Annotated in this window: 22 protein-coding genes and 1 pseudogene; 20 read left to right on the plus strand and 3 right to left on the minus strand. The window is 34.9% G+C overall.

Annotated features, from left to right (window positions below; translation table 11 throughout):
• Positions 1-366: 366 nt before the first annotated feature.
• The gene (gene mreBH / locus FHP05_RS06785; RefSeq protein ID WP_147666487.1) at positions 367-1,374 is read right to left on the minus strand and encodes a rod-share determining protein MreBH; all 1,008 of its coding nucleotides are present in this window, start codon (positions 1,372-1,374) and stop codon (positions 367-369) included.
• A gap of 583 nt (positions 1,375-1,957) precedes the next feature.
• Here mreBH and FHP05_RS06790 point away from each other — a divergent pair.
• The 11 genes from FHP05_RS06790 (at position 1,958) to FHP05_RS06840 (ending at position 11,624) form a co-directional block, all read left to right on the plus strand.
• The gene (locus tag FHP05_RS06790; protein WP_147666488.1) at positions 1,958-2,782 is read left to right on the plus strand and encodes a CAP domain-containing protein; all 825 of its coding nucleotides are present in this window, start codon (positions 1,958-1,960) and stop codon (positions 2,780-2,782) included.
• Positions 2,783-2,951: 169 nt separating this feature from the next.
• Entirely contained in the window at positions 2,952-3,689 is a 738-nt protein-coding gene (locus tag FHP05_RS06795) for a lysophospholipid acyltransferase family protein (protein ID WP_147666489.1), read from the plus strand.
• A 229-nt stretch (positions 3,690-3,918) separates the two neighbouring features.
• Positions 3,919-5,160 (plus strand): ATP phosphoribosyltransferase regulatory subunit, encoded by a 1,242-nt coding sequence (gene hisZ / locus FHP05_RS06800; protein ID WP_147666490.1) that lies wholly within the window; start codon positions 3,919-3,921, stop codon positions 5,158-5,160.
• A gap of 11 nt (positions 5,161-5,171) precedes the next feature.
• Positions 5,172-5,801: an ATP phosphoribosyltransferase gene (gene hisG / locus FHP05_RS06805; protein WP_230973949.1), complete on the plus strand. Its 630-nt coding sequence runs from the start codon at positions 5,172-5,174 to the stop codon at positions 5,799-5,801.
• Positions 5,798-7,075 (plus strand): histidinol dehydrogenase, encoded by a 1,278-nt coding sequence (gene hisD / locus FHP05_RS06810; RefSeq protein WP_147666492.1) that lies wholly within the window; start codon positions 5,798-5,800, stop codon positions 7,073-7,075. Before hisG ends, hisD begins: the two co-directional genes overlap by 4 nt.
• Entirely contained in the window at positions 7,068-7,652 is a 585-nt protein-coding gene (hisB, locus tag FHP05_RS06815) for an imidazoleglycerol-phosphate dehydratase HisB (RefSeq protein WP_147666493.1), read from the plus strand. The genes hisD and hisB overlap by 8 nt, the downstream gene beginning before the upstream one ends.
• Positions 7,653-7,684: 32 nt before the next feature.
• On the plus strand, positions 7,685-8,407 hold the full coding sequence (gene hisA / locus FHP05_RS06820) for a 1-(5-phosphoribosyl)-5-[(5-phosphoribosylamino)methylideneamino]imidazole-4-carboxamide isomerase (RefSeq protein WP_147666494.1): 723 nt from the start codon (positions 7,685-7,687) through the stop codon (positions 8,405-8,407).
• The gene (gene hisF / locus FHP05_RS06825) at positions 8,397-9,149 is read left to right on the plus strand and encodes an imidazole glycerol phosphate synthase subunit HisF (RefSeq protein WP_147666495.1); all 753 of its coding nucleotides are present in this window, start codon (positions 8,397-8,399) and stop codon (positions 9,147-9,149) included. Before hisA ends, hisF begins: the two co-directional genes overlap by 11 nt.
• A gap of 13 nt (positions 9,150-9,162) precedes the next feature.
• Positions 9,163-9,804 (plus strand): bifunctional phosphoribosyl-AMP cyclohydrolase/phosphoribosyl-ATP diphosphatase HisIE, encoded by a 642-nt coding sequence (gene hisIE / locus FHP05_RS06830; RefSeq protein ID WP_147666496.1) that lies wholly within the window; start codon positions 9,163-9,165, stop codon positions 9,802-9,804.
• Positions 9,797-10,885: a histidinol-phosphate transaminase gene (hisC, locus tag FHP05_RS06835; protein WP_147666497.1), complete on the plus strand. Its 1,089-nt coding sequence runs from the start codon at positions 9,797-9,799 to the stop codon at positions 10,883-10,885. The genes hisIE and hisC overlap by 8 nt, the downstream gene beginning before the upstream one ends.
• A gap of 73 nt (positions 10,886-10,958) precedes the next feature.
• On the plus strand, positions 10,959-11,624 hold the full coding sequence (locus FHP05_RS06840) for an SOS response-associated peptidase (protein ID WP_147666498.1): 666 nt from the start codon (positions 10,959-10,961) through the stop codon (positions 11,622-11,624).
• A 307-nt stretch (positions 11,625-11,931) separates the two neighbouring features.
• Here the strand turns inward: FHP05_RS06840 and FHP05_RS06845 are convergent, their stop codons facing one another.
• Positions 11,932-13,293: an alanine/glycine:cation symporter family protein gene (locus FHP05_RS06845; RefSeq protein ID WP_147666499.1), complete on the minus strand. Its 1,362-nt coding sequence runs from the start codon at positions 13,291-13,293 to the stop codon at positions 11,932-11,934.
• 218 nt (positions 13,294-13,511) lie between these two features.
• On the opposite strand from FHP05_RS06845, the gene FHP05_RS06850 reads away from it, so the two are divergent.
• From FHP05_RS06850 to FHP05_RS06860, 3 genes are all read left to right on the plus strand, one after another.
• Positions 13,512-13,976 carry a low molecular weight protein-tyrosine-phosphatase gene (locus FHP05_RS06850; protein WP_330998080.1) on the plus strand — a complete coding sequence of 155 codons (465 nt, stop codon included), beginning with the start codon at positions 13,512-13,514 and terminating at the stop codon, positions 13,974-13,976.
• 14 nt (positions 13,977-13,990) lie between these two features.
• Positions 13,991-14,284 (plus strand): YtxH domain-containing protein, encoded by a 294-nt coding sequence (locus FHP05_RS06855; RefSeq protein WP_147666501.1) that lies wholly within the window; start codon positions 13,991-13,993, stop codon positions 14,282-14,284.
• Positions 14,285-14,419: 135 nt separating this feature from the next.
• Complete coding sequence (locus FHP05_RS06860) at positions 14,420-15,247, plus strand: YihY/virulence factor BrkB family protein (RefSeq protein ID WP_147666502.1); 828 nt, start codon at positions 14,420-14,422, stop codon at positions 15,245-15,247.
• A gap of 454 nt (positions 15,248-15,701) precedes the next feature.
• Here the strand turns inward: FHP05_RS06860 and FHP05_RS06865 are convergent, their stop codons facing one another.
• Complete coding sequence (locus tag FHP05_RS06865) at positions 15,702-17,636, minus strand: heavy metal translocating P-type ATPase (protein ID WP_407923425.1); 1,935 nt, start codon at positions 17,634-17,636, stop codon at positions 15,702-15,704.
• Between the two features lie 285 nt (positions 17,637-17,921).
• Between FHP05_RS06865 and FHP05_RS06870 the strand changes: the two genes are divergently transcribed.
• From FHP05_RS06870 to FHP05_RS06895, 6 genes and pseudogenes are all read left to right on the plus strand, one after another.
• Positions 17,922-18,320 carry an OsmC family protein gene (locus tag FHP05_RS06870; RefSeq protein WP_330998078.1) on the plus strand — a complete coding sequence of 133 codons (399 nt, stop codon included), beginning with the start codon at positions 17,922-17,924 and terminating at the stop codon, positions 18,318-18,320.
• A gap of 142 nt (positions 18,321-18,462) precedes the next feature.
• Positions 18,463-19,272, plus strand: coding sequence for a YfkD famly protein (locus FHP05_RS06875; RefSeq protein ID WP_147666505.1), 810 nt, complete (start codon positions 18,463-18,465; stop codon positions 19,270-19,272).
• Between the two features lie 101 nt (positions 19,273-19,373).
• Positions 19,374-19,880 carry a hypothetical protein gene (locus tag FHP05_RS06880; protein WP_147666506.1) on the plus strand — a complete coding sequence of 169 codons (507 nt, stop codon included), beginning with the start codon at positions 19,374-19,376 and terminating at the stop codon, positions 19,878-19,880.
• A 280-nt stretch (positions 19,881-20,160) separates the two neighbouring features.
• Positions 20,161-21,471 (plus strand): Na+/H+ antiporter family protein, encoded by a 1,311-nt coding sequence (locus FHP05_RS06885; protein WP_147666507.1) that lies wholly within the window; start codon positions 20,161-20,163, stop codon positions 21,469-21,471.
• Between the two features lie 170 nt (positions 21,472-21,641).
• A pseudogene (locus FHP05_RS06890) lies at positions 21,642-22,133 on the plus strand (LUD domain-containing protein); the annotation flags it as partial.
• 13 nt (positions 22,134-22,146) lie between these two features.
• The gene (locus FHP05_RS06895) at positions 22,147-22,596 is read left to right on the plus strand and encodes a LutC/YkgG family protein (protein ID WP_330998079.1); all 450 of its coding nucleotides are present in this window, start codon (positions 22,147-22,149) and stop codon (positions 22,594-22,596) included.
• Positions 22,597-22,842 lie beyond the last annotated feature (246 nt).

Genomic DNA, 22,842 nt, shown 5'->3' on the forward strand with positions numbered 1-22,842 from the left:
GCAGTTTTTTATTCAATTATAAACCATCTGAAAGAAATCCCAAAACTGATCTTGTGGAATGGACCTGTTTGTCTCAACAAGATTCATTAACGTTAGTATAATATATTCTGACTCTTTTGTAAACAGATATTAGGAAATTAATTATTTAAATAATATAATGCATTGAAATGGATGGTGATCTAATGATGAAAAAAATTCAAACCATCGTAGGGACAAATATATAACTTGTGCTAGATAAAATTAAAAATAAAATGATACAAAATAGATAGTAATGGTAAAAGGCTTGGTTTATCCAAGCTTTTTACCGCACATCCCGCATGAAGGAAAAATGCTTAGAAACAATTCCAAGCATTTTTTCAATATCTATTATTTTGCACTTTTTTGTAGTTTACTTATCATTCCAACCGCACGTCCTGTACCAATGGCAACTGCTTCTAATGGATTTGGAGCTAAATTAACTGGTACTAAGAGTTCGTTAGATAGCCATTCCTGCATACCGTGCAGTAAAGCACCACCACCTGTAAGGACTATCCCGCGATCAACGATATCACCGCTTAATTCTGGTGGACAATCTTCTAGTGTAGATTTAATAGCGTCTAATATTTGCTCTAAGGATTCTTTTAATGCGGAATAAATTTCTGTAGATGTAATGGTAATTGTTTTTGGCAAACCTGTTACAAGGTCGCGTCCACGAACATCCATTGTTGCTTCTTCGTGATTTGGATGGGCATAACCAATTTCCATTTTCACTCGTTCTGCTGTTCTTTCTCCAATTAAAACATTGTATTTTTTTCGAATAAATTGTGTGACTTCTTCATCAATTCGATCTCCACCTACACGTACTGATGTAGAGGAAACGACACCACCAAATGAGATAATTCCAACCTCACATGTACCTCCACCAATATCAACAACAACATTTGCAATTGGTTCTTCAACTGGTAAATCTGCGCCGATAGCGGCAGCAACTGGTTCTTCGATAATATGAACAGATTTCACACCAGAACTAGCAATTGCATTATGAATGGCACGTTTTTCTACTTCTGTACTTCCTGTTGGTGTACATACAACAACAGTTGGTTTACGTAAGGACACGCCAACTTTTTTACTTATTTTTTTCAAGAATGCTTTAAGCATCTGGGCAGTAATATCAAAGTCTGCAATAACGCCATCTTTTAACGGGCGAATCGGGATAATATTTTTTGGCGTTTTACCGACCATGTCTTTTGCTTCTGTACCCACTGCAATAACATCTTTTGTATATATATCAATAGCGACAACAGCCGGCTCGTTTAATACGACTCCTTTTGATTTTGCATAAATTAAAACATTTGCAGTTCCTAAGTCAATTCCAATTTCAGCGTTTGAAAACATATTCGTTTCCTCCAATGATGAATTTTTATCAGATTAAAAATTACCTATATAAATAGGAGATTTTTTATTACTGAATTTCAATAATAAGTATGACTAAGAGCTAAATGGAGTGGTAAATATCCATTTAAATCAAGTCTTCATTATATATTTAGTAATTTCATGTGAGTAGGGCGGATTCTAACTATTTTGACAACATTCTACAATTAAAAATCCAATCTAGTCTATATTCATTTAATAAAAGACTACCTATAATAATACCACATGTACTATTAAAGATAAGAAAAAATGACCAAAAAGACAAGTAACAATTACATTACAAAAAATCTCAGCTTGTAACATAACATACCCTTTTTTGATGATGTCAATAGCAAAACAGTGGAAATTTACACCAAAGGGATAAAAATTTGTCTGTTTTTCCGATTATACCCGGGATTCGATTTAAAGTAGGATAAGGATTTAAAGGAATTAGAGAATTAATCAAAGCAATTGGAAAATCAGACCAGCATTATTACAAAAAACACATGGTATATTTATTTTGTCGAAGGGGACATAAAAAAAAACAAACAAGGAGCGTGTATTATACGTGTTAAAAAAAATAACAACTGTAACTGCATTGAGTGCAGCAATTTTATTTGGAGGGACTGTTTCAACAGCAGACGCATCTGCTACTTCTCCTAATGTAGAAAATAATCATAACTATACAAAGGTTTATTATAAAATTGGTGGAAAATGGCAATCAATCTCAGAAAAAAATACAAAAACAACATTACAAAAGCATTTTCCAAATTGTAATTGGTCATTGATTAATTGGGAAAAGGAAGAAAAACCGGAAAGAAATGAAGAAACAAAACAAGAACAAAATGAAGAAGAAAAACCCGAACAAAAGGATACTACTCCTAATAAGCCAGAAGAACAAAAACCAGAGCAAGATAAACCGGTTCAAGAAAAACCTGAGGTACAAAAACCAGTACAAGAAGAAGCAGATAAACAAGCAGAAGAACAAACAGAAGATAAAAAACAAGGAAATGAATTAAATCAATTTGAACAACAAGTTGTAGAGTTAACAAACCAAGAAAGAACAAAACGTGGACTTAAAGCTTTTAAAATAAATAATGAGTTAAGTAAAGTAGCACGTGAAAAATCTCGTGATATGGCTGTGAATGGTTATTTCTCACATAACAGCCCAACTTATGGATCACCATTTGATATGATGAAAAAATACGGAATCACTTACCGTACAGCAGGGGAAAATATTGCAAAAGGACAACGTACGCCACAACGTGTTGTACAAGCATGGATGAACAGTGAAGGACATAGAAAAAATATTTTGAATCCAAATTTCACAGAAATCGGCGTAGGATATATCGAACAAGGAAACGTTTGGACACAACAATTCATTGGAAAATAAGCAAAAAAAGGAGCTTTTTTAAAAGGCTCCTTTTTTGTGTGCATGAACTCCCAAAATCCATACCACATGTCTATATCCTAATAATTCCTTTTTATTTTCCTAGCAAAAATCCGACAATTTTCGTCATTTTTCGGTATAATCTATATGCGAATGTGAAGGAGGGAACATGATGATTCGAACGATAGGAATTTATTTATATGCAGCAATATTAGTAATAGGTAGTATTTTTAAATTACAGAAAGCAAAAAAATTATCTTCAAAAGCAAATCAACCCGAGATACAAAAGGAAATTTTTCAAACGCCAAGTGTTGTTTCGCAAAAAGTAATTAAAAAAACAGGGACAAAAATATATGTGAATGGTAAGGAAAATATACCAGATGGTCCAGCTCTTTATGTGGCAAATCATCAAGGGTTATTTGATATACTGGCACTATTAGGCTATTTAGGAAAGCCAGTTGGATTTATTGCGAAAAAGGAAATAGATAAATTACCGATTATTCCAAAGTGGATGGAATTATTGGCTTGTGTCTTTATTGATCGAAGTGACCGAAGACAGTCAGTAAGGGCGATACAAAAAGGAACGAAAAATATTAAAAATGGACATTCCATCGTTATTTTTCCTGAGGGAACAAGGAGCAAGGATGGTCAAGTTAGCTCATTTAAAGCTGGAAGTTTCCGTCTTGGAACAAAAGCAAAGGTGCCAATTGTGCCGATTGCAATAGATGGTACACGAGAAATGTATGAAGAAAATAATAATCGAGTGAAACCATCAGTCATTCAACTTGTAGTAGGGAAACCAATTACACCAGAAGAATATGAAGGAATGAAAGGAAAAGAGCTTGCAGCGTACACCGAAAAGAAGGTGTCTCAACAATTGGAGCAAATAAGAAAGACTAATACAAACTAGGCTATCATAGTATTGATTCATACGGCAAACAAAAATCCTGAAGAGATTACAAGAAGTTAATCTTTTCAGGATTTTATTATTTAAAAACTAAATTTAATCCCCCTCTTTATTCTTCATTGTTTTTAAAAACAACGGATATGTAGTTGACAGTCTTTCGTTAATCGACTACAATACTATATAACTTTACCACATTAAAGTAATGCAGGAATAAAGTAGAGGAGGGGAGAAAATGATATATGTTCAACCAAATCAAGTATTGAAAACAAATACTTCCACTTGTGAAAAAAAGAATGTATTTATGTCATTACTGGAAAATCGTTTTCAAACGTATGGATATAAAGAAGTGAAAACGCCAATGTTTGAGCCGTATGATTTATATTCCACGGTAGACGGGTTAATTCAGCAGAAAGATATGATAAAGGTTATTGATTCAACAGGTAAAGTACTTGTGTTACGGCCTGATGCTACTATTCCGCTTGCGCGAATGATGGCACAGTATACAGAAGATAAATTGAAAACAAGTCGTTATTTTTATATGATGGACGTTTTTCGTCAAACAGAAAGTAAAACAAATAACTATAACCATATGCAAGCTGGAATAGAATGTTTTGGAAATGCGTCTCCTGGTATTGATGCAGAAGTACTAGCTCTTAGTAAGCATGTATTTCAGGATATTGGCTTTCCGGATTTCACATTAGAGATTGGCCATGCGGGTTTTATAGAGGAAGTATTGAGTAAGCTTTCCTTCCAAGAAATGGAATGGAAACAGTTGAAAACGTATCTTCAAGCAAAAAACAAAAATGATTTACAAACCTTTCTTATTGATAAAGAAATAGACAATTCAATGAAGGAAATTTTATTAGCCATTCCAGATTTGTATGGAACTCCAGAATCTATCATTCCAAAAGTTAAGGAGCTCTCTTTAACAAATCAAATGAAAAAAGCAGTTGTTCATCTAGAAACTATATATCAACAATTGGAGCTTTATGATATGGCAGACCATATTGTCATTAATTTTGGATTATTGAATCAAATGACATATTACTCCGATATTATTTTTCAAGGATTTATCAAAGGTGTAGGAAAACCAGTTCTTATGGGTGGAAGATATGACACATTAACAGAACAGTTTGGTATGGAAATACCAGCAATTGGTTTTGCCTGTGATATCGATTTGATATTAAACATGTGGGAAAACTCTTGTCCAAAAGAAAAAAACAAAGATGTAGTTATCCATTATGATGATCAAATGAAATCAATCAAAAATGCCTACCGTTTAGCAAATGAATTACGAAGGGCGAATTGGAATGTCTTGTGTGAACATGAAAATGAAGAAACATCTATTGGAAATAATACGAATTATATTGTTTGTATACAGGATAAGTTCATTTTTCAGAATAAAAATAAAAGAGAAATTTTTCCTGCAATACAGGACATATTAAAAAAGCTTACACAATCTAATGAAATTTAAGGAGGGATATGATGCTAACAATCGCACTTGCAAAAGGCCGAACAGTCAAAGACGCTATACAAATATTACGAGAAGTGGGATATGAATTTCCTGATTTCCACGAAGAATCTCGGAAACTCATTTTCTATGATGAACAACAACAATTAAAAATGCTTTTTGTAAAAGCTGTAGATGTGCCTACATATGTAGAAAAGGGTGCTGCAGATATAGGGATTGTTGGAAAAGACCATATTTTGGAGGCAAAAGCGGATGTTTATGAATTATTGGATTTGAAATTTGGCAAATGTAAAATTTCTGTTGCTGGTTTGAAAGATTCTCATTCCTATCCAATGGAAAATGTAACTGTTGCATCTAAATATCCAACCATTGCTCGGCAGTTTTTTATGAGAAAAAACATTCCTATAGAAACAATTAAATTAAATGGCTCCGTTGAATTGGCGCCTTTAATTGGTCTATCGGATATTATTGTCGATATCGTTGAAACAGGTAAGACATTGCAAGAAAATAATCTGATGGTTCTTGATGATATAGCAAAAATTAGTACAAGATTAATTGCAAATAAAGCAAGTTTTGCTATCCAAACAGAAGTAATCCAACTGTTTATTCAAAAAATCCAATCTGTATTAGAGGTGAAACAATGAAAATAGTGGATTCTAAACAATTTTTACTAGAAAAATCAAAACGAACAAAAGAAGATGTTGACTTTGATCAATCCGTACTTGCTATTATTCGAGAGATTCAAAAAAATGGGGATGTTGCATTGAAATCTTTTACAGAGCAGTTTGATGGTGTCTCTCTGGATTCTTTTCAAGTAACCAAAGAAGAAATAGAGGAAGCAAATCAAATAGTTGATGAAACTTTCATCCATGCAGTAAAAAATGTGAAAAAGCAATTAATCGACTTCCATGAAAAACAAGTAGAAACATCTTGGTTTATGGAACAATCGGAAGGCGTTGTGCTTGGGCAAAAAGTAACCCCAATTGAAAAAGTGGGGGTATATATTCCAGGTGGAAAAGCATCTTATCCATCAACTGTTTTAATGAATGTGATTCCAGCCAAATTAGCAGGGGTTAGTTCTATTACGATGGTTACACCTCCAGATGAAACAGGAAAAGTAGATCCACAAGTATTAATAGCAGCTAAGGTTGCAGGTGTTGATCAAATCTATAAAATTGGTGGAGCTCAAGCAATTGCTGCCCTTGCCTATGGAACAGAGACTATTGAGAAGGTAGATAAAATTGTCGGACCAGGTAATCGCTATGTTGCCGAAGCAAAGAAATGGGTATATGGACAAGTTGGAATCGATATGATTGCCGGTCCTAGTGAAATCTGTGTTATCGCGGATGAAACAGCTTCACCAAAATATGTTGCTGCAGATTTACTATCACAAGCAGAGCACGATGAAGATGCGACAGCCGTTTGTATTACAATAAACGAACAACTTGCTCAAAACATTCAAGCCGAGGTAGCAAAACAGTTACAGACATTAGACAGACAAACAATTATTCAAACGTCATTAGAGAGAAATGGCAGAATCATCATTGTTGAATCATTATCGAAAGCTATTGATTTGGCAAATGAAATTGCACCAGAGCACCTTGAACTAATGATAGAAAAACCTACGGAATATTTACCTTTTATTAAGCATGCAGGTGCAATCTTCCTAGGTGAATATGCACCAGAAGCATTGGGAGATTATTTTGCAGGTCCAAATCATACTCTTCCAACAAATGGAACGGCGACTTTTTCCTCTCCATTAGGAGTCTATGATTTTATGAAAAAATCAAGCATTATTCACTATACTAAATCAGCCTTAATGAAAGCTGCTCCTTTTATCACCACATTGGCAAATGCAGAAGGGCTATCAGCACATGCGAAATCTATCACTATTAGAAAGGATGAAGAAGATGCGTAGGAAAAAACTGACTAGAGAAACGAACGAAACATCGATTGAATTAGAACTGTTAATTGATGGTAGTGGTGTAGCAGAGATTGACACTGGTGTTGGTTTTTTTAATCATATGTTAGACGCTTGTACTCGGCATGGTCGATTAGATTTGAAAGTGACGTGTGAAGGGGATCTTGATGTGGATCAACATCATACGATAGAAGATGTTGGCATTGTTTTTGGAAAGGCATTTCAAGACGCTCTAGGTGATAAAAAAGGCATCAAGCGCTATGCCACTACAGTTACCCCAATGGATGAGGTATTATCAGAAGTTTCGATTGATATTAGCGGACGTCCAATGCTTGTGTACAATGTTGAAGGATTAAAGGATAAAATCGGCACATTTGATACAGAACTGGTGGAGGAGTTTTTTCGTGGTTTTGTCAATCATGCCCAAGTGACATTACATATTAATGTACGATACGGGAAAAACAGCCATCATATGGTGGAATCTATATTTAAAGGATTTGGCCGTGCTTTATTACAAGCTGTGGAGATAGACCCAGCAGTTAAAGGGGTACCATCTACAAAAGGAATGTTATAAAACACGAATTTAATAAAAAAGGGGAAGATACGATGATTCTATTTCCAGCAATTGATATTTTAGATGGAAAATGTGTTCGCCTGAAACAAGGTGATTATGATGAGCAAACGATTTACCATGAGTCACCACTTGAAATGGCTAAAATTTGGAAGAATAAGGGGGCAGAATTTTTACATATCGTTGATTTAGACGCGGCCAGGACAAACGAAGTGCGAAATAAAACATTGATTCAATCAATTACTAAACAGATTGATATTCCGATTCAAGTTGGTGGTGGGATTCGAACGATGAAACGAATAAAAACATATCTTTCATCAGGAGTAAACCGAGTCATCATCGGAACTGCCGCAATTAATAATCCACAATTTTTAAAGGAAGCAGTGACAACATATAAAGAGAAAATTGCTGTATCCCTTGATGCACGTAACGGTTTTATTGCAACAGAAGGATGGGAAAAGACAAGTACCGTTAAAGCTATCGATTTTGTAAAAAAGTTAGAGAAATTAGGTGTTAGAACTATTATTTATACAGATATTGCAAAAGATGGAATGCTGCAAGGGCCTAATTTTAAAGAATTACAGGAAATAAATGAAAAGACTTCCATGGATGTGATTGCTTCAGGTGGAGTTACCAGTAAAAAGGATATTCAAGCATTACAACAAATGAATTTATACGGTGCAATTATCGGAAAAGCACTTTATGATGGGAATTTAGAATTAGAAGCAGCATTGGAGGTTACATCTAATGAAAACTAAACAAAAGCGGATTATTCCTTGTTTAGATGTTGATCGTGGGCGAGTGGTCAAAGGAAAACAATTTAAAAATATACAAGATGTTGCTAATCCAATTGATCTAGCAAAACGGTATAACGAAGCAGGTGCGGATGAACTTGTATTCTATGATATTACTGCAACAAATGAAGGGCGATCGATTTTCTTAAACGTTGTAAAGCAAGTTTCCGAAATCATTTCGATTCCCTTTACAGTTGGTGGAGGGATTCGTTCGTTACAAGATATGGAAAAAGTCCTAGAAGCAGGTGCTGATAAAATTTCTATCAATAGTGCAGCAATAAAAAATCCTGATTTGATTCGAGAAGGAGCAAAACAATTCGGGAAAGACAGGATTGTCTTATCCATGGATGTAAAAAAAATAGCACAGCAAAAATGGCAAGTTTTTATTAATGGCGGAAGACAAGCAACAGAATTCACTGCTGAAACATGGGCAAAGCAAGGGGAAGAATTTGGTGCTGGAGAACTAGTATTGAATGGTATTAGTGATGATGGTGTGCAACAAGGATATGATTTACAGTTAATCGAATCCATTCGAAATACAGTTAGTATCCCGATTATTGCAAGTGGTGGAGCAGGAGTGAAGGAACATTTTAAGACAGCATTTGAACACGGTGCAGATGGTGCACTTGCTGCTTCTGTTTTTCATTCGGAGGATATAACGATACAAGAGTTAAAAGCATATTTAACAAAAGAAAACATTTTCTAAGGAGAATCCAATCATGACAATTGATATTTCTAACATACAATTTGGAGAAAACGGACTTATTCCGGCAATTATTCAAGATGCACAAACACAGGAAGTACTCATGTTGGCATATATGAATAAGGAATCACTAAGAAAAACAATGAAAACAAAAGAAACATGGTTTTACAGCCGATCCCGTCAAGAATTATGGAATAAAGGTGCAACATCTGGTAATAAACAAATAGTTGAGCAGCTGTTCTATGATTGTGATGGAGACACATTACTCATACAAGTAAAACCACTTGGCCCTGCTTGCCATACTGGTTCTACTTCATGCTTTTTTAATACTAGTATGGAACAAAGGGTTCAACCAACTGAGCTTTTAAATAAACTTGTGTCTACGATTCAAGAGAGAAGAAAACAGATTGATTCAGATTCCTATACTGCTTATTTATTTCGCGAAGGGTTAGATAAAATTTTAAAGAAAATTGGCGAAGAAGCAAGCGAAGTCATTATTGGTGCTAAAAACAGAGATAAACAAGAAGTGATTTGGGAGATTTCTGACTTAACATACCACACACTTGTGTTAATGGAGCTGTTAGAAGTAGATGTGTACGACATCACGGAGGAGTTAATGAAACGTCATATTGAAAAAAAGGTGAATAAAAATGAGTAAATTTTGGAGTAATCTAGCAAAACAAGCAACTCCCTATGTTCCTGGTGAACAAATAGATGATGAAGAAATATTGAAATTAAATACGAATGAAAATCCGTATGCACCATCATCTTATGTGCTAGAGGCTATTTCACAAGAACTTGGTGGGAATTTACGGTTATATCCATCCCCGACTGTTGATCAATTACGCGAAGTAATGGGGGAATACTATCAATTAGAAAAAGAATGTATATTTGTAGGGAATGGTTCAGATGAAGTACTTGCTCTTTCTTTTATGGCTTTTTTTAATCCGGGTCAAATGATTCGTTTCCCAAATATAACATATAGCTTTTATCCTGTTTATGCTCAGCAGTTTCAAATTCCTTATGAAGAAGTACCAATAAAAGACGACTTCACATTAAATCCAATAGACTTTTATGAGTCAGAGGGTGGAGTTATTTTCCCTAATCCGAATGCACCTACAAGTCTGGCATTACCAATCGAAGAAGTAGAGAATATAGTAAAAAATAACCCAAACAATGTCGTCATTATTGATGAAGCATATGTTGATTTTGCCAAACAAACAGCAGTTCCACTAATCAAAAAATATCCCAATATATTGATTGTCCAAACAACATCTAAATCCCGCTCTTTAGCAGGACTAAGGGTTGGTTATGCCTTAGGAAATCCAAATTTGATTCAAGCACTAAACCGGATGAAAGATTCATTTAATTCATATACAATGGATCGGCTTGCAATAGCAGGAGCCATTGCCTCTTTTCAAGATGATTTAACAATCAAAGAAAATGTAACAAAAATCATAAATACAAGAAAATGGGTGACAGAAGCACTGCGTGAACTGGGCTTTCAGGTACTCCCATCCGAGACTAATTTTATTTTTGCGACACATCCGAAGTATTTAGCTAAAACTCTTTATGAAAGATTAAAGCAGGCAAAAATTTTAACACGTCATTTTCCTAATCCACTTATTTCCCATTATTTACGAGTATCCATTGGTACAAATCAAGAAATGGAACAATTTTTAAATCAACTACAAGAAATAATGGAAAATTTATCACCAATAAATGAAAAGAAACAGTAGAATGACATGATAAATGTATATAAAAAAGAATGTCCATACATGCTATAATAGGAGTAAAAATGGGGTGACAAGGATGTGTGGACGTTTTACATTATTGGCAGATGAGGAAGAAATTCTTCAAACATTTGATATAAAACAGCCGATTACTGATTACCAACCAAGCTTTAATATTGCACCAGGACAATCGGTTTTAACGATTATTCATGATGGGAAAGAAAAGCGCGCAGGTTATATTCGCTGGGGGCTTGTTCCATCATGGGCAAAAGATGAGAAGATCGGATATAAAATGATCAACGCAAGAAATGAAACAGCTCATGAAAAGCCAAGTTTTAAAAAACTAATGGCTAAAAAGCGATGCCTCATTATTGCAGATAGTTTTTATGAATGGCAACAAGATGCACAACAAAAACAACCAAAGCGAATTCAAGTAAAAGATCGTGAACTATTTGCATTTGCAGGTCTATGGGACAAATGGGAATATGCTGGTAAAAAACTGTTTACATGTACGATGTTAACTACAGAGGCAAATGATTTTATGCAAAAAATTCATCATCGAATGCCAATAATCTTACCAAAAGAAAAGCAAGATGAATGGATACAGCCGAATACCTTACACCCAAAAGAGGCCAAGCAATTTATTGACTCCATTCAAATGGATCAACTAACAGCTTATGATGTCTCCACATATGTTAATACAGCGAAGAATAATGATAAAAATTGTATTGCTCCACTTGTGTAAGTTTGCTTTCTAAAAGATCATTATGTTTGAAGGTATACGACTTTTCCAGTGTTTCCCTTAATAAGGATTTTGTTGTAGGAGAAAGCTCATGCGGGCTGTTTCCACATGCCTGAAATGTAGAAATTACAGAACTTGCAACTATTTGTGAGTTAAGAAAATCATAGGAATTTATGGACTAAACACAATTTACCGAGTATGAACGTAATTTTAATATTGATTGAGACATAAAAATTTGACATTCTCATTACCAAAAGGTGCAAAAACAAGAAGGAATATAATACCCCTTCTTGTTTTTATAGTGAAAATATTATGCAGCTGCTTTTTTCTTTTCCTTCTCTTGTCTCTGTTCTTCTTTGGCAACTTTTAAGAATCTTTTTGTTTCATAGGCGACAACTCCAGAGAGTCCGAGTAAACCAATTAAGTTTGGAAAAGCCATTAATGCGTTCATAATATCTGAAATACCCCAAACAATATTTAACTTTGCCACTGCACCGAACGCAATAGCTAGTACAAAAACAACACGGTAATATGGAATTGCTTTGTCACTGAAAAGATATGCAAAGCATTTTTCTCCATAATATGACCAACCGATTAGTGTAGAAAATGCAAATAGAACGATTCCAATTGTAACAATCATTCCACCTGTATCACCTAAATAGTGAGAAAATGCTGCTGCTGTTAAATCCCCACCTTCAGGGCCAGTTCCGGCTAGTCCAGACATAACAATAGTAATCCCTGTTATAGAACACACAATAATAGTATCAATAAGAACTTGTGTCATGGATACAAGAGCTTGTCTTCCTGGGTAGTCTGTTTTAGCTGCTGCTGCAGCAATTGGAGCAGAACCAAGTCCAGCCTCATTGGAGAAAACACCACGAGCAACCCCGTATCGAATTACTGTACCTAATACTCCACCACCGAGAGCACTTCCAGTAAATGCGTCAGTGAAAATTAACTTTATAACTCCAGGTACAACGTCAATATTAATAATCATAATGATAGCCCCACCGAGAACATAGATAAGCGCCATAATTGGTACAAATAATGCTGTTACTTTACCAATGGATTTAATTCCTCCGAGGATAACGAGTCCAGCTAAGACAGTAAGAATTACCCCTGTTGCCCAACTAGGAATACTAAAAGAACGAGCTAGAGCATCGGAAACAGAGTTAGACTGAACCATATTTCCTATTCCAAAAGCAGCGACAGATCCGAAAATAGCAAATAGAACCCCAAGCCATTTTGCATTCAAACCTCGTTCTAAATAATACATCGGTCCACCTGACATTTCTCCTTTACTATTTTCCACCCGATATTTTACAGCTAAAATAGCTTCTGCATATTTTGTGGCCATTCCAAATAAAGCGGAGATCCACATCCAAAAAATAGCACCTGGTCCACCGAGAACAACTGCTGTTGCAACACCAACAATATTTCCGGTCCCTATTGTTGCAGCCATAGCAGTTGTTAATGCTTGATAATGCGTAATGTCACCTTTTGAATTTTTATCCTGTTTAGCTGGACTGAAGGCGAGTTTTAATGCGTAAGGTAGTGTACGAAATTGAAGAAAACCTAAACGAAATGTGAGGTATAATCCAGTTCCAACAATTAAAATTAATGTAATAGGACCCCAGACAAAATCACTAATCTTTCCAATAACATCTTCCATCATAATCCCCCTCTGTTATATAATAGTTTATTGATAGTTACTATTGTGCTGAAAAATTGCAAAAATGTCAATACTTTTTCGAAAATAATTAGAATATTTTAGGTAGTGAAAAAGATATAAAAAATATCCAAGAAAAGATAAATACTTACTAACTTGTAAAAAATTCGTTATACTAATATATAAGTAAAAGTTAGGTGGGGGATGATCTTTTGGTACAGGTGTTATTTGTTTGTTTAGGAAATATTTGTCGTTCACCAATGGCAGAAGCGATTTTTCGTAAAATGGTCCATACAGAAAATCTTCAAAATGAAATACGGATTGATTCAGCTGGAACAGGCTCTTGGCACATTGGTTCCGTACCACACGAAGGAACAAGAAATGTATTGGATCAAAAAGAGATTTCTTACGAAGGACAACAAGCAAGACAAGTGAAAAAAGAAGATTGGAATACATTTGATTATATTATTGCAATGGATGAACAAAATATAGAAGATTTGCAAAAGATTGGACAAAAAAATAGGAATACTATTGTTGCAAAATTGATGGATTTTATTGATAATCCAAAGGAGACCAATGTACCAGATCCGTATTTCACTGGAGATTTTGATTATACATATGAATTGGTTTCAGAAGGCTGTAAAAATTTATTACACCATATAAAAAATGAACATCATATCGATTAAAGGAGAGATTCTTCATGGGAAAACGCAAATTATTAGTAGGAATGATTGGTGGAGCAGTTATTGGAGGAATCGTTACGCTATTCGATTCAGAAACACGTGGATATGCAAAACAAAAGCTAATGGAAGTAAAAGATACATCTAGTGAAGCATTAAAAAATCCATCTACTACAATTCGTAATTTCCAAACATCATTTGATGAATTTGGTCAAAAGCTTAATTATCAAGCTAAAAATGCCATTAATGCATTGGAACAAGTAGAAAACACATTAGAAAAGGTATCACGTAAAACCAAAAAAATAGAAGACTAATCATCAGAGAGAGCCGGTAAACCAAGTTAGAAAACGGATTTACCGGTTTATATTTGAATAATAATACAAGTACTTACATATAACGGGTAAGAGTAGTATGAATCCTGAGCTTTTTTGCAAAAGGAATGTGATGTAATGGAGAAAATACTGTCATTTTTGAAACAATTATATGAACGAATCATAGAGGGGGACGTTTTTGGACTTGCAGCACAATTGGCTTACTTTTTTTTATTATCCATGTTTCCTTTACTTATTTTATTGATCACATTAATTGGATATTTACCAATTGATAAACAGACTTTGATGGAGTCACTTGCTTCTGTTGCTCCTGGAGATACGATGGAGTTAATTGATTCGAATCTAAGTATGTTATTAGAACAACAGAATACAGGTTTATTATCTATCGGTATTATTGGAACATTATGGTCTGCTTCTAATGGAGTCAATGCCATTATGAGAGCTTTAAACAGGGCATACAAGGTAGAGGAGAATCGACCATTTTATTTATCACGGTTGATCGCAATTATTATGATGATCGCAATGGTTATTGTAATTGTTGTTGCACTTCTATTACCAATACTTGGACGAATGATTGGTATTTATATTTTTTCTTTTGTCGGATTGTCTGATGATTTTATTGAGTTCTGGAATACATTCCGTTGGGTGATTTCCTCTATCGTGTTTTTTATTGTTTTTTTAGCCTTGTATTGGTTTGCACCAAATAGAAAAATTAGATTAAGTAATGCCATTCCAGGTGCATTATTTACTACATTTAGCTGGCAACTTGTTTCTCTTGCTTTTTCTTTTTATGTGGAAACAATTGGTAATTATTCAGCAACGTATGGAAGTCTTGGAGCTGTTATTGTATTAATGATCTGGTTTTATATATCTGGAATTATTATTATTATTGGTGGAACCATTAATGCAGTTGTTCAAGAATGGACTGAACGGAAAGAAAAATGAAAAAAGCTGTCTAACTCCAGACAGCTTTTTGTTTAAGATATTATATATTATTTCGGTTGTATGAATTTCCAGGTTCACTGGATTTCCGGGAACGATTACTCTCTATTCGATTACTTCTTGTGAGAGGCGGGACAAGGTGAAAAGTGAGTTAGGGTGTGTATTCATGGTGGTAAACATTGAGAATGTATACTGCCTAAAACATAAATCCAACAACAGGGTAACGTAAATAATCCAAATCAAAGTGGCTCCAATCATCGTTTTTTAATGATTGGAGCCTTTATTAAGATCTTTCGGCTAAGTTATGTCCAGCCTTTTTGTTTAAGATATTTTATATTATTTTTTGACTTGTATTCTACGGGTTCTCTTCTTGCTCATTTCTCGGAAAAAATCCCTGTATATGTCAACTGTAAATTTTTTTATATATTATTCTCCTAATAAACTTTTGGGAACAATCCTATTTTAAAAGACGCAATCCATTGAGGATAACTAAAATGGTACTTCCCTCATGACCAATGACACCGAGTGGCAAGTCAATGATTTGGAAAAAGTTTGAAATAATTAAGATCCCAATGACAGATAAGGAAAAGATTATATTTTGTTTGACTACACGATTCATCCGGGAAGATAGATCAATGGCACTTGTGATTTTCTCAAGGTCATTTTTCATTAAGACTACATCAGCTGTTTCTAAAGCAACGTCTGTTCCTTCTCCCATTGCTATACCCGTATTTGCTGTTGCAAGGGCTGGGGCATCATTAATCCCATCTCCAACCATTGCTACATTTCCATGTTTTTCTTCGAGTTTTTTAATATAATTTACCTTTTCTTCAGGAAGACAGCTTGCAATATAACGGTCTATTCCAGCTTCCTCTGCTATAGCTTTAGCTGTTAGTTCATTGTCTCCTGTAAGCATGACAGGTTCAATGCCTTTGTTCTTTAATAATTCGATAGCTTTTTTGGCTGACTCTCGAACTGTATCTTTTAAAGCGAAGACAGCAACAATTTCTTCATTTGCTTTTGCGCAAACAATTGTTTTTCCTTCATTCGCCAAATCTTGGGCAATTCCATTATGAAAATCTTTTGCCAAATCTTCACCAACAAAATTCATATTTCCAATTTCCCATTTGACTCCGTCTACAAATCCTGTAACACCTTTTCCACTGACGGTTTTCATATCATCTACAAAGATATTTTCTTGATTAAGTGCTTTTTCACCGTATGCTGTTATAGCAAGTGCTAATGGATGTGTTGATTCCTTCTCAATTGCAGCAACCGTTGCTATAATCTCATCTTCTGCCATTTTCTCTGTAAAATACGCATCCGTTACTACTGGTGTTCCGTTTGTTAATGTTCCTGTTTTATCAAAAGCAATGGCTTTTAGGTTTCCTAAATTTTCAATGTGTACGCCACCTTTGAATAAAACACCGTGTTTGGCACTATTTGAAATGGCTGATAAAGTTGCGGGCATGATGGATGCTACCAATGCACATGGTGATGCTACAACAAGTAATACCATTGCACGATAAATACTTTCACTTAACGTCCACCCAAATAGAAAATAAGGTAGAAACATCATAATCGCTACAACAAGTAGCACTATCTTTACGTAAGTACCTTCAAAACGCTCGATAAATAATTGTGATGGAGATTTCTCATCTTGTGCAGATTGAACCATATTAATGATTTTTTGGAATAATGTCTCACTTGCTGGTTTTGTAATCTTAACAGTAATCGTTCCATCTAACGCGACTGTACTTGCATATACATCTTCATTTGTTTGCCTTTGTACAGGGATAGATTCCCCTGTAATGGCACGTTCATCAATAGAAGTAGCCCCTCTAATAATGGTTCCATCAGCAGGGATACGCTCACTTGCTCGTACAAGAATTATGTCATCAACTGATAATTCGGAAGCTGGAATGATTTGTTCTTTGCCATCTTTAATTAATGTGGCATGCTCTGGTTGTAAGTCCATTAATGATGAAATTTCTTTATTACTTTTATTTAATGTATATGTTTCTAATGCACCAGATAAAGCAAAGATGAAGATCAGAACAGCGCCTTCTGTCCAATAACCTATAACGGCTGAACCAATTGCTGCAAGAATCATTAATAATTCGACATTTAATTCTTTATCAGCAATCGTATCTTCAATCCCTTCTTTAGCCTTAGCAAATCCACCAATCACAAAGGCTGCTAAGTGTAGAATAACGAATAAAGAATGCGGAATACTTCCTTTGTATAACCAAGCAATTAATACAATCAATCCACTTAATAAAGCTGCAATTAATTCTAGGTGTGGCTGTATTCTTTCGAAAAAACTGTTTCTATTTTCTTGCCCTTGAGAATTCTCAGGTACAAACTCACATGTTTTGATTTCCATTATCAATACCTCCATTTTAAATGATAATAATAATTGTTATCATTTAGCTTAATTTTCTGCAAAACACTGATAATATTGTTTTTGACTAAATGATAATCTTTATCATTTAGATTATAATCATTATAAATTACTACTCATTATTATAAAGTGTTTAAATGAAATGTCAAGCTAAACTCCTTAAAATCTGTGTCAGTTGTGTTAGAAGGTCTGTGAGGTTTAGTGTAATTTACATGTAGCCTCTTTATGAAAAAGTAGATATAATTTACATTAACCAATCATTGAAAGGAGAGAATGACTTTGGAGTTTAAATCAGAAGAAAATGGGATGAGTATTGAGTTAGAATATGGAAAGCTAAATATTTCTGGAAATGCTGATAATGGATTCCGTCCTTTTCAGTTACTTGTTGCTTCAATTGCAAGCTGTAGTGCAATGGTATTTCGGAAAATTTTAACAAAGCAACGTATTTCAATCGATGACTTAAAAGTTACAGCCGAAGTGGAAAGAAATGAGGAAGAGGCAAATCGAGTGGAACGAATGACCCTATCATTTGTTGTTTATGGTAACCAATTAAATGAAAAAAGGTTGCAGAAGAACTTAATGCTTGCTCGGAAAAACTGTGCTATGATTCGTTCTGTTGAAGGAAGTATTGATATCCAAGAAACGCTCCTAATTGTAAACACAACAAATTAACACCCAGTCTGGATTAAAAGAAGCAATTCTCAATCTAAATTTTCCACGTTCAAAGGTGTAAAATCGAAATTACTTTAAATAGAAAAGTGTATAAAAGTTTACTTTTAGAAGAAGATAAAGGCAAAAAGAGAGGGTTGTATAAATGAAAAAATACATTCGTTTTGGAATTGCTCTTTTTGCCTTTTTATTTGTTTTATTTTCTCAAAATCATTTCCTTGTAGAAGCAAAAGAAAAAAAGCAAAAAGCGGCAAATGAATATACAGTACCAAATCATGTTTTAAATATCTCAAAGGAAAATACATTTCCAAATACAAGCGAAGATCAAGAGATTGTCGAACCAAGCGAAGCAACAAAGAAATTAATAAAAGAAGCAAAAATTTCAATCGAGAATCCAGATTTAATTAAGATGCTTAATGAGACAACCATAAAACCATCACCAATTGCTATAGGATATAGGGGAATGGTTTTTTTAGGAAGATGGGCATTAAATTATGATTCAAAAGAGACCTCGACCAATTGGGAATACCAAAAAATAAATAAAAATGAATTAAATAACCAAGGTAGTGATGAATCCCAAAAAATTAGTTATCACCAAGAAGAGCAAAAAGAAATCAAAGGGGCACTGACTAATAAAATTGCAAAACCTGAACAAATTAAGCAAATGATGCTATTAAAAGCAAAAGAAAAAACAAAGCTCCCTCTTTCCTATCAAACGACAATCGGAAAAGGAACAAAAAAAGACCAAACATATGCAGTTCCTACCGATAAATATGGCTATTTACATGCATATTCCCCAGCAATAAGTGAAAAAGGGCAAGTAACGTTTGGAGAAGTATATATCCAATTAAAAGGATCGAAAAAGAAAATCATTATAAAAAATGTTACAAAACAAGGAATCGGAGCGTGGATACCAATTCAAGATCATGTATCCTTTTCATTTCAATTAAGATAATCGAAAGGCATATTCCATTTTCTAATATAGGAATATGCCTTTTTAAATACTTACAAGTTTTTTGATAAACGAAACAGAGGAAATTTGCAAAAACGGTAACGGTGGGGCTTCCCGCGTGCCCGAAACAGAGTAAATTTGCAAAAACGGTAACGGTGGGGCTTCCCGCGTGCCCGAAACAGAGGAAAATCCCAAGAACGGTAACGCTGGAATCCCCAGCGTGCCCGAAACAGAGGAAATTTGCAAAAACGGTAACGCTGGAATCTCCCGCGTGCCCGAAACAGAGTAAATTTGCAAAAACGGTAACGCTGGAATCTCCCGCGTGCCCGAAACAGAGTAAATTTGCAAAAACGGTAACGCTGGCTTCCCGCGTGCCCGAAACAGAGAGAAATCCCAAAAACGGTAACGGTGGGGCTTCCCGCGTGCCCGAAACAGAGGAAAATCCCAAGAACGGTAACGCTGGAATCTCCCGCATGCCCGAAACAGAGGAAATTTGCAAAAACGGTAACGCTGGAATCCCCAGCGTGCCCGAAACAGAGAGAAATTCCAAAAACGGTAACGCTGGAATCTCCCGCGTGCCCGAAGCAGAAAGAAATCCCAAAAAACGGTAACGCGGCAATTCCCGCGTGCCCGAAACAGAGAGAAATCCCAAAAACGGTAACGCTGGAATCCCCAGCGTGCCCGAAACAGAGAGAAATTCCAAAAACGGTTACACGCGGCTACTTCTCTGAGCACATTTATCATACAAGATAATAAAATTGTTTGTTTAAATGCCACTAAAATTAGATAACCCGCTTTAATTTTAAAACATTATTGACAATCATCCTTTAATACTTTATCATATTAAAGTAACAGAGAAAAAGAGAGCAAGATTTTTAGGGGGAGAAAATAATGGAATGGGTTGTCATCATATCTGTTTTAGTTATGACCATATTAAGTTTGTTACGGGTTAATGTTATTATATCTATTATTATTGCGGCCCTTACAGCAGGGTTGATGTCTGGATTATCACTTGTAGAGTCCATTGATATGCTTGTCGGTGGAATGGGAGGACAGGCAAATACGGCACTTAGTTATATTTTACTTGGTGCATTTGCCGTTGCAATTAGTTACACAGGAATTACTACGATTTTAGTAAATTATTTAATTCGAATGTTAACTGGAAAAAAGACGATGCTTGTTTTAACTTTAGCAGGTGTTGCCTCGCTTTCACAAAACTTAGTTCCTGTTCATATTGCATTTATTCCCATTTTGATTCCACCATTATTAAAGGTTTTTGATGAAATGCGTTTAGACCGACGTGCAGTGGCAACAGCTTTGACCTTTGGGCTTAAAACACCATATATGGTTGTTCCAGCAGGGTTTGGTTTAATTTTCCACGAAACGATTGTAAATGGAATGACTCAAAATGGAGTAGATTTTTCCATGAAAGAAGCAGCCTTATCCATGATTATCCCAGGTGTTGGAATGCTTGTTGGACTATTAATTGCTGTATTTATTACCTATCGAAAAGATCGTGATGCAATACCTGGAGCAGGTGGTGCGGCTAGCACGATAAATATAGATGAAACAAAAGAAATAACGTTTAATCGCCAACATGCGTTTACAATTATTGCAATTATTGCTGCTTTAGTTGTACAAATTATTACTGAAAATTTAATTGCTGGAGCATTGACTGGACTCATTTTCATGTTTTTATTTATTGTTGTACCATTTAAAGACGGAGACAGAATCGTTGCTGAAGGTGTAGCAATGATGGGAACAATTGCTTTTGTGATGTTAGTTGCTAGCGGATTTGGTGATATTTTAAAAGAAACAGGTGCTGTTACCGCTCTAGTTGAGGCATCAGCAGGCCTATTGGATGGCAATAAAGCAATCATTTCACTCATTCTTTTATTGGTTGGTTTAGTAATTACAATTGGAATTGGTTCATCATTTGGAACAATCCCAATCATAGCAGCTTTATTTGTGCCTATTTTAACAACTGCGGGTTTCTCACCACTGGCAACTGCAACATTAATCGGAACAGCCGGAGCATTAGGGGATGCAGGTTCACCAGCATCCGATAGTACACTTGGTCCGACATCAGGTTTAAATGCGGATGGTAAACATAATCATATTTGGGATACTTGTGTACCTACATTTATTCACTTTAATATTCCATTATTTATATTTGGTTGGATTGCATCGTTAATATTATAAATCGATGAACACTCACCTTTTTCTGTTTTTTATAGAAAAGGGTGATTTTTTTGGTTGAAATACAAATTTATTTTTTTATCTTAGAACAGAGATTCAGCTAGAATCACTCTGAAAATTGTTCACTGATATTATTTTTAGAATCCCATAATGCTGCCTATTACTAGATTCAAGCAGATGAGCTTGGCAATTGGGAAGATTGGCGAACATTAGGAGAAGAAATTCGTACACATACATTAAATAATATTGATTTTTATTTGGAACAATTAAGTGAACAGGTGGCAAAAAGGGGTGGGCATGTATTTTTTGCTCAAACGGCTGAAGATGCCAATCAATATATCCAAAATATAGTTAAAGAAAAAGAGGCAAAAAAGATAGTAAAATCAAAATCCATGGTGACAGAAGAGATTGGTTTAAATAAAGCATTACAAGAAGTAGGAGCAGAAGTAGTTGAATCTGATTTAGGAGAATGGATTTTACAATTAGATGAAGACCCACCATCTCATATTGTTACACCAGCTCTCCATAAAAACAAAGAACAAATCCGAGAAACGTTTTCCCAAAAACGAAACTATAAAAACTCAGAGAAGCCAGAAGAACTTGCTTTGTTTGCGCGCGAACAGTTGCGACAGGACTTTTTATCATGTGATATTGGAATTACAGGGTGGAAACTCTGTCGTGGCATCCAATGATGAGAGAAATGAACAGTATCATTTAACGGATTTTTATCAAAAATTGCAAAAAAATGGACATGAAGTTCATCTCTGGAACGAAAAGGACGGAAAAGGTAATCAAATATTCGCTGAAAGGGCAGATGTTGGAATTTCCTTTAGTGATATTACACTTGCTGAATCAGGTACGGTTACTTTGTTTATCGATAAGTATCATGGACGTTCTATCAGTCTTATGCCTAAAGCATATATAGCGATAATTCCTAAAAGTACAATTGTACCGAGAATGACTCAAGCAACAAAGGCAATTCATGAAAAACAGCAACACGAAAATAACGTACCATCCTGTGTTAGTTTTGTCACAGGGCCAAGCAACAGTGCTGATATTGAAATGAATCTAATTGTAGGTGTTCATGGTCCAATTCATGTGACATATATTGTTGTGACAGATGCTTAAGTGATAAACATGATTACTAAATCAATTAGAATGGATGAATGAAAATGCTAAATGGGGAAATAAAAGCTAAATTAGTGGATATTGTTGGGAAAGAAAATGTGGAAGATAATAATGCTAGTTTATTGGCCTATTCCTAAATTATTAAAAGCAATTGATGGTGTGGAATATGTAGTTATGGTAACTCACCCTAACCTAGATAAAGAAGGGTGAGTATTTTTATGCTCTATTGTATAAATCCATCAACAA

This window comes from Cerasibacillus terrae, assembly GCF_008039555.1.
GTDB lineage: Bacteria > Bacillota > Bacilli > Bacillales > Amphibacillaceae > Cerasibacillus > Cerasibacillus terrae.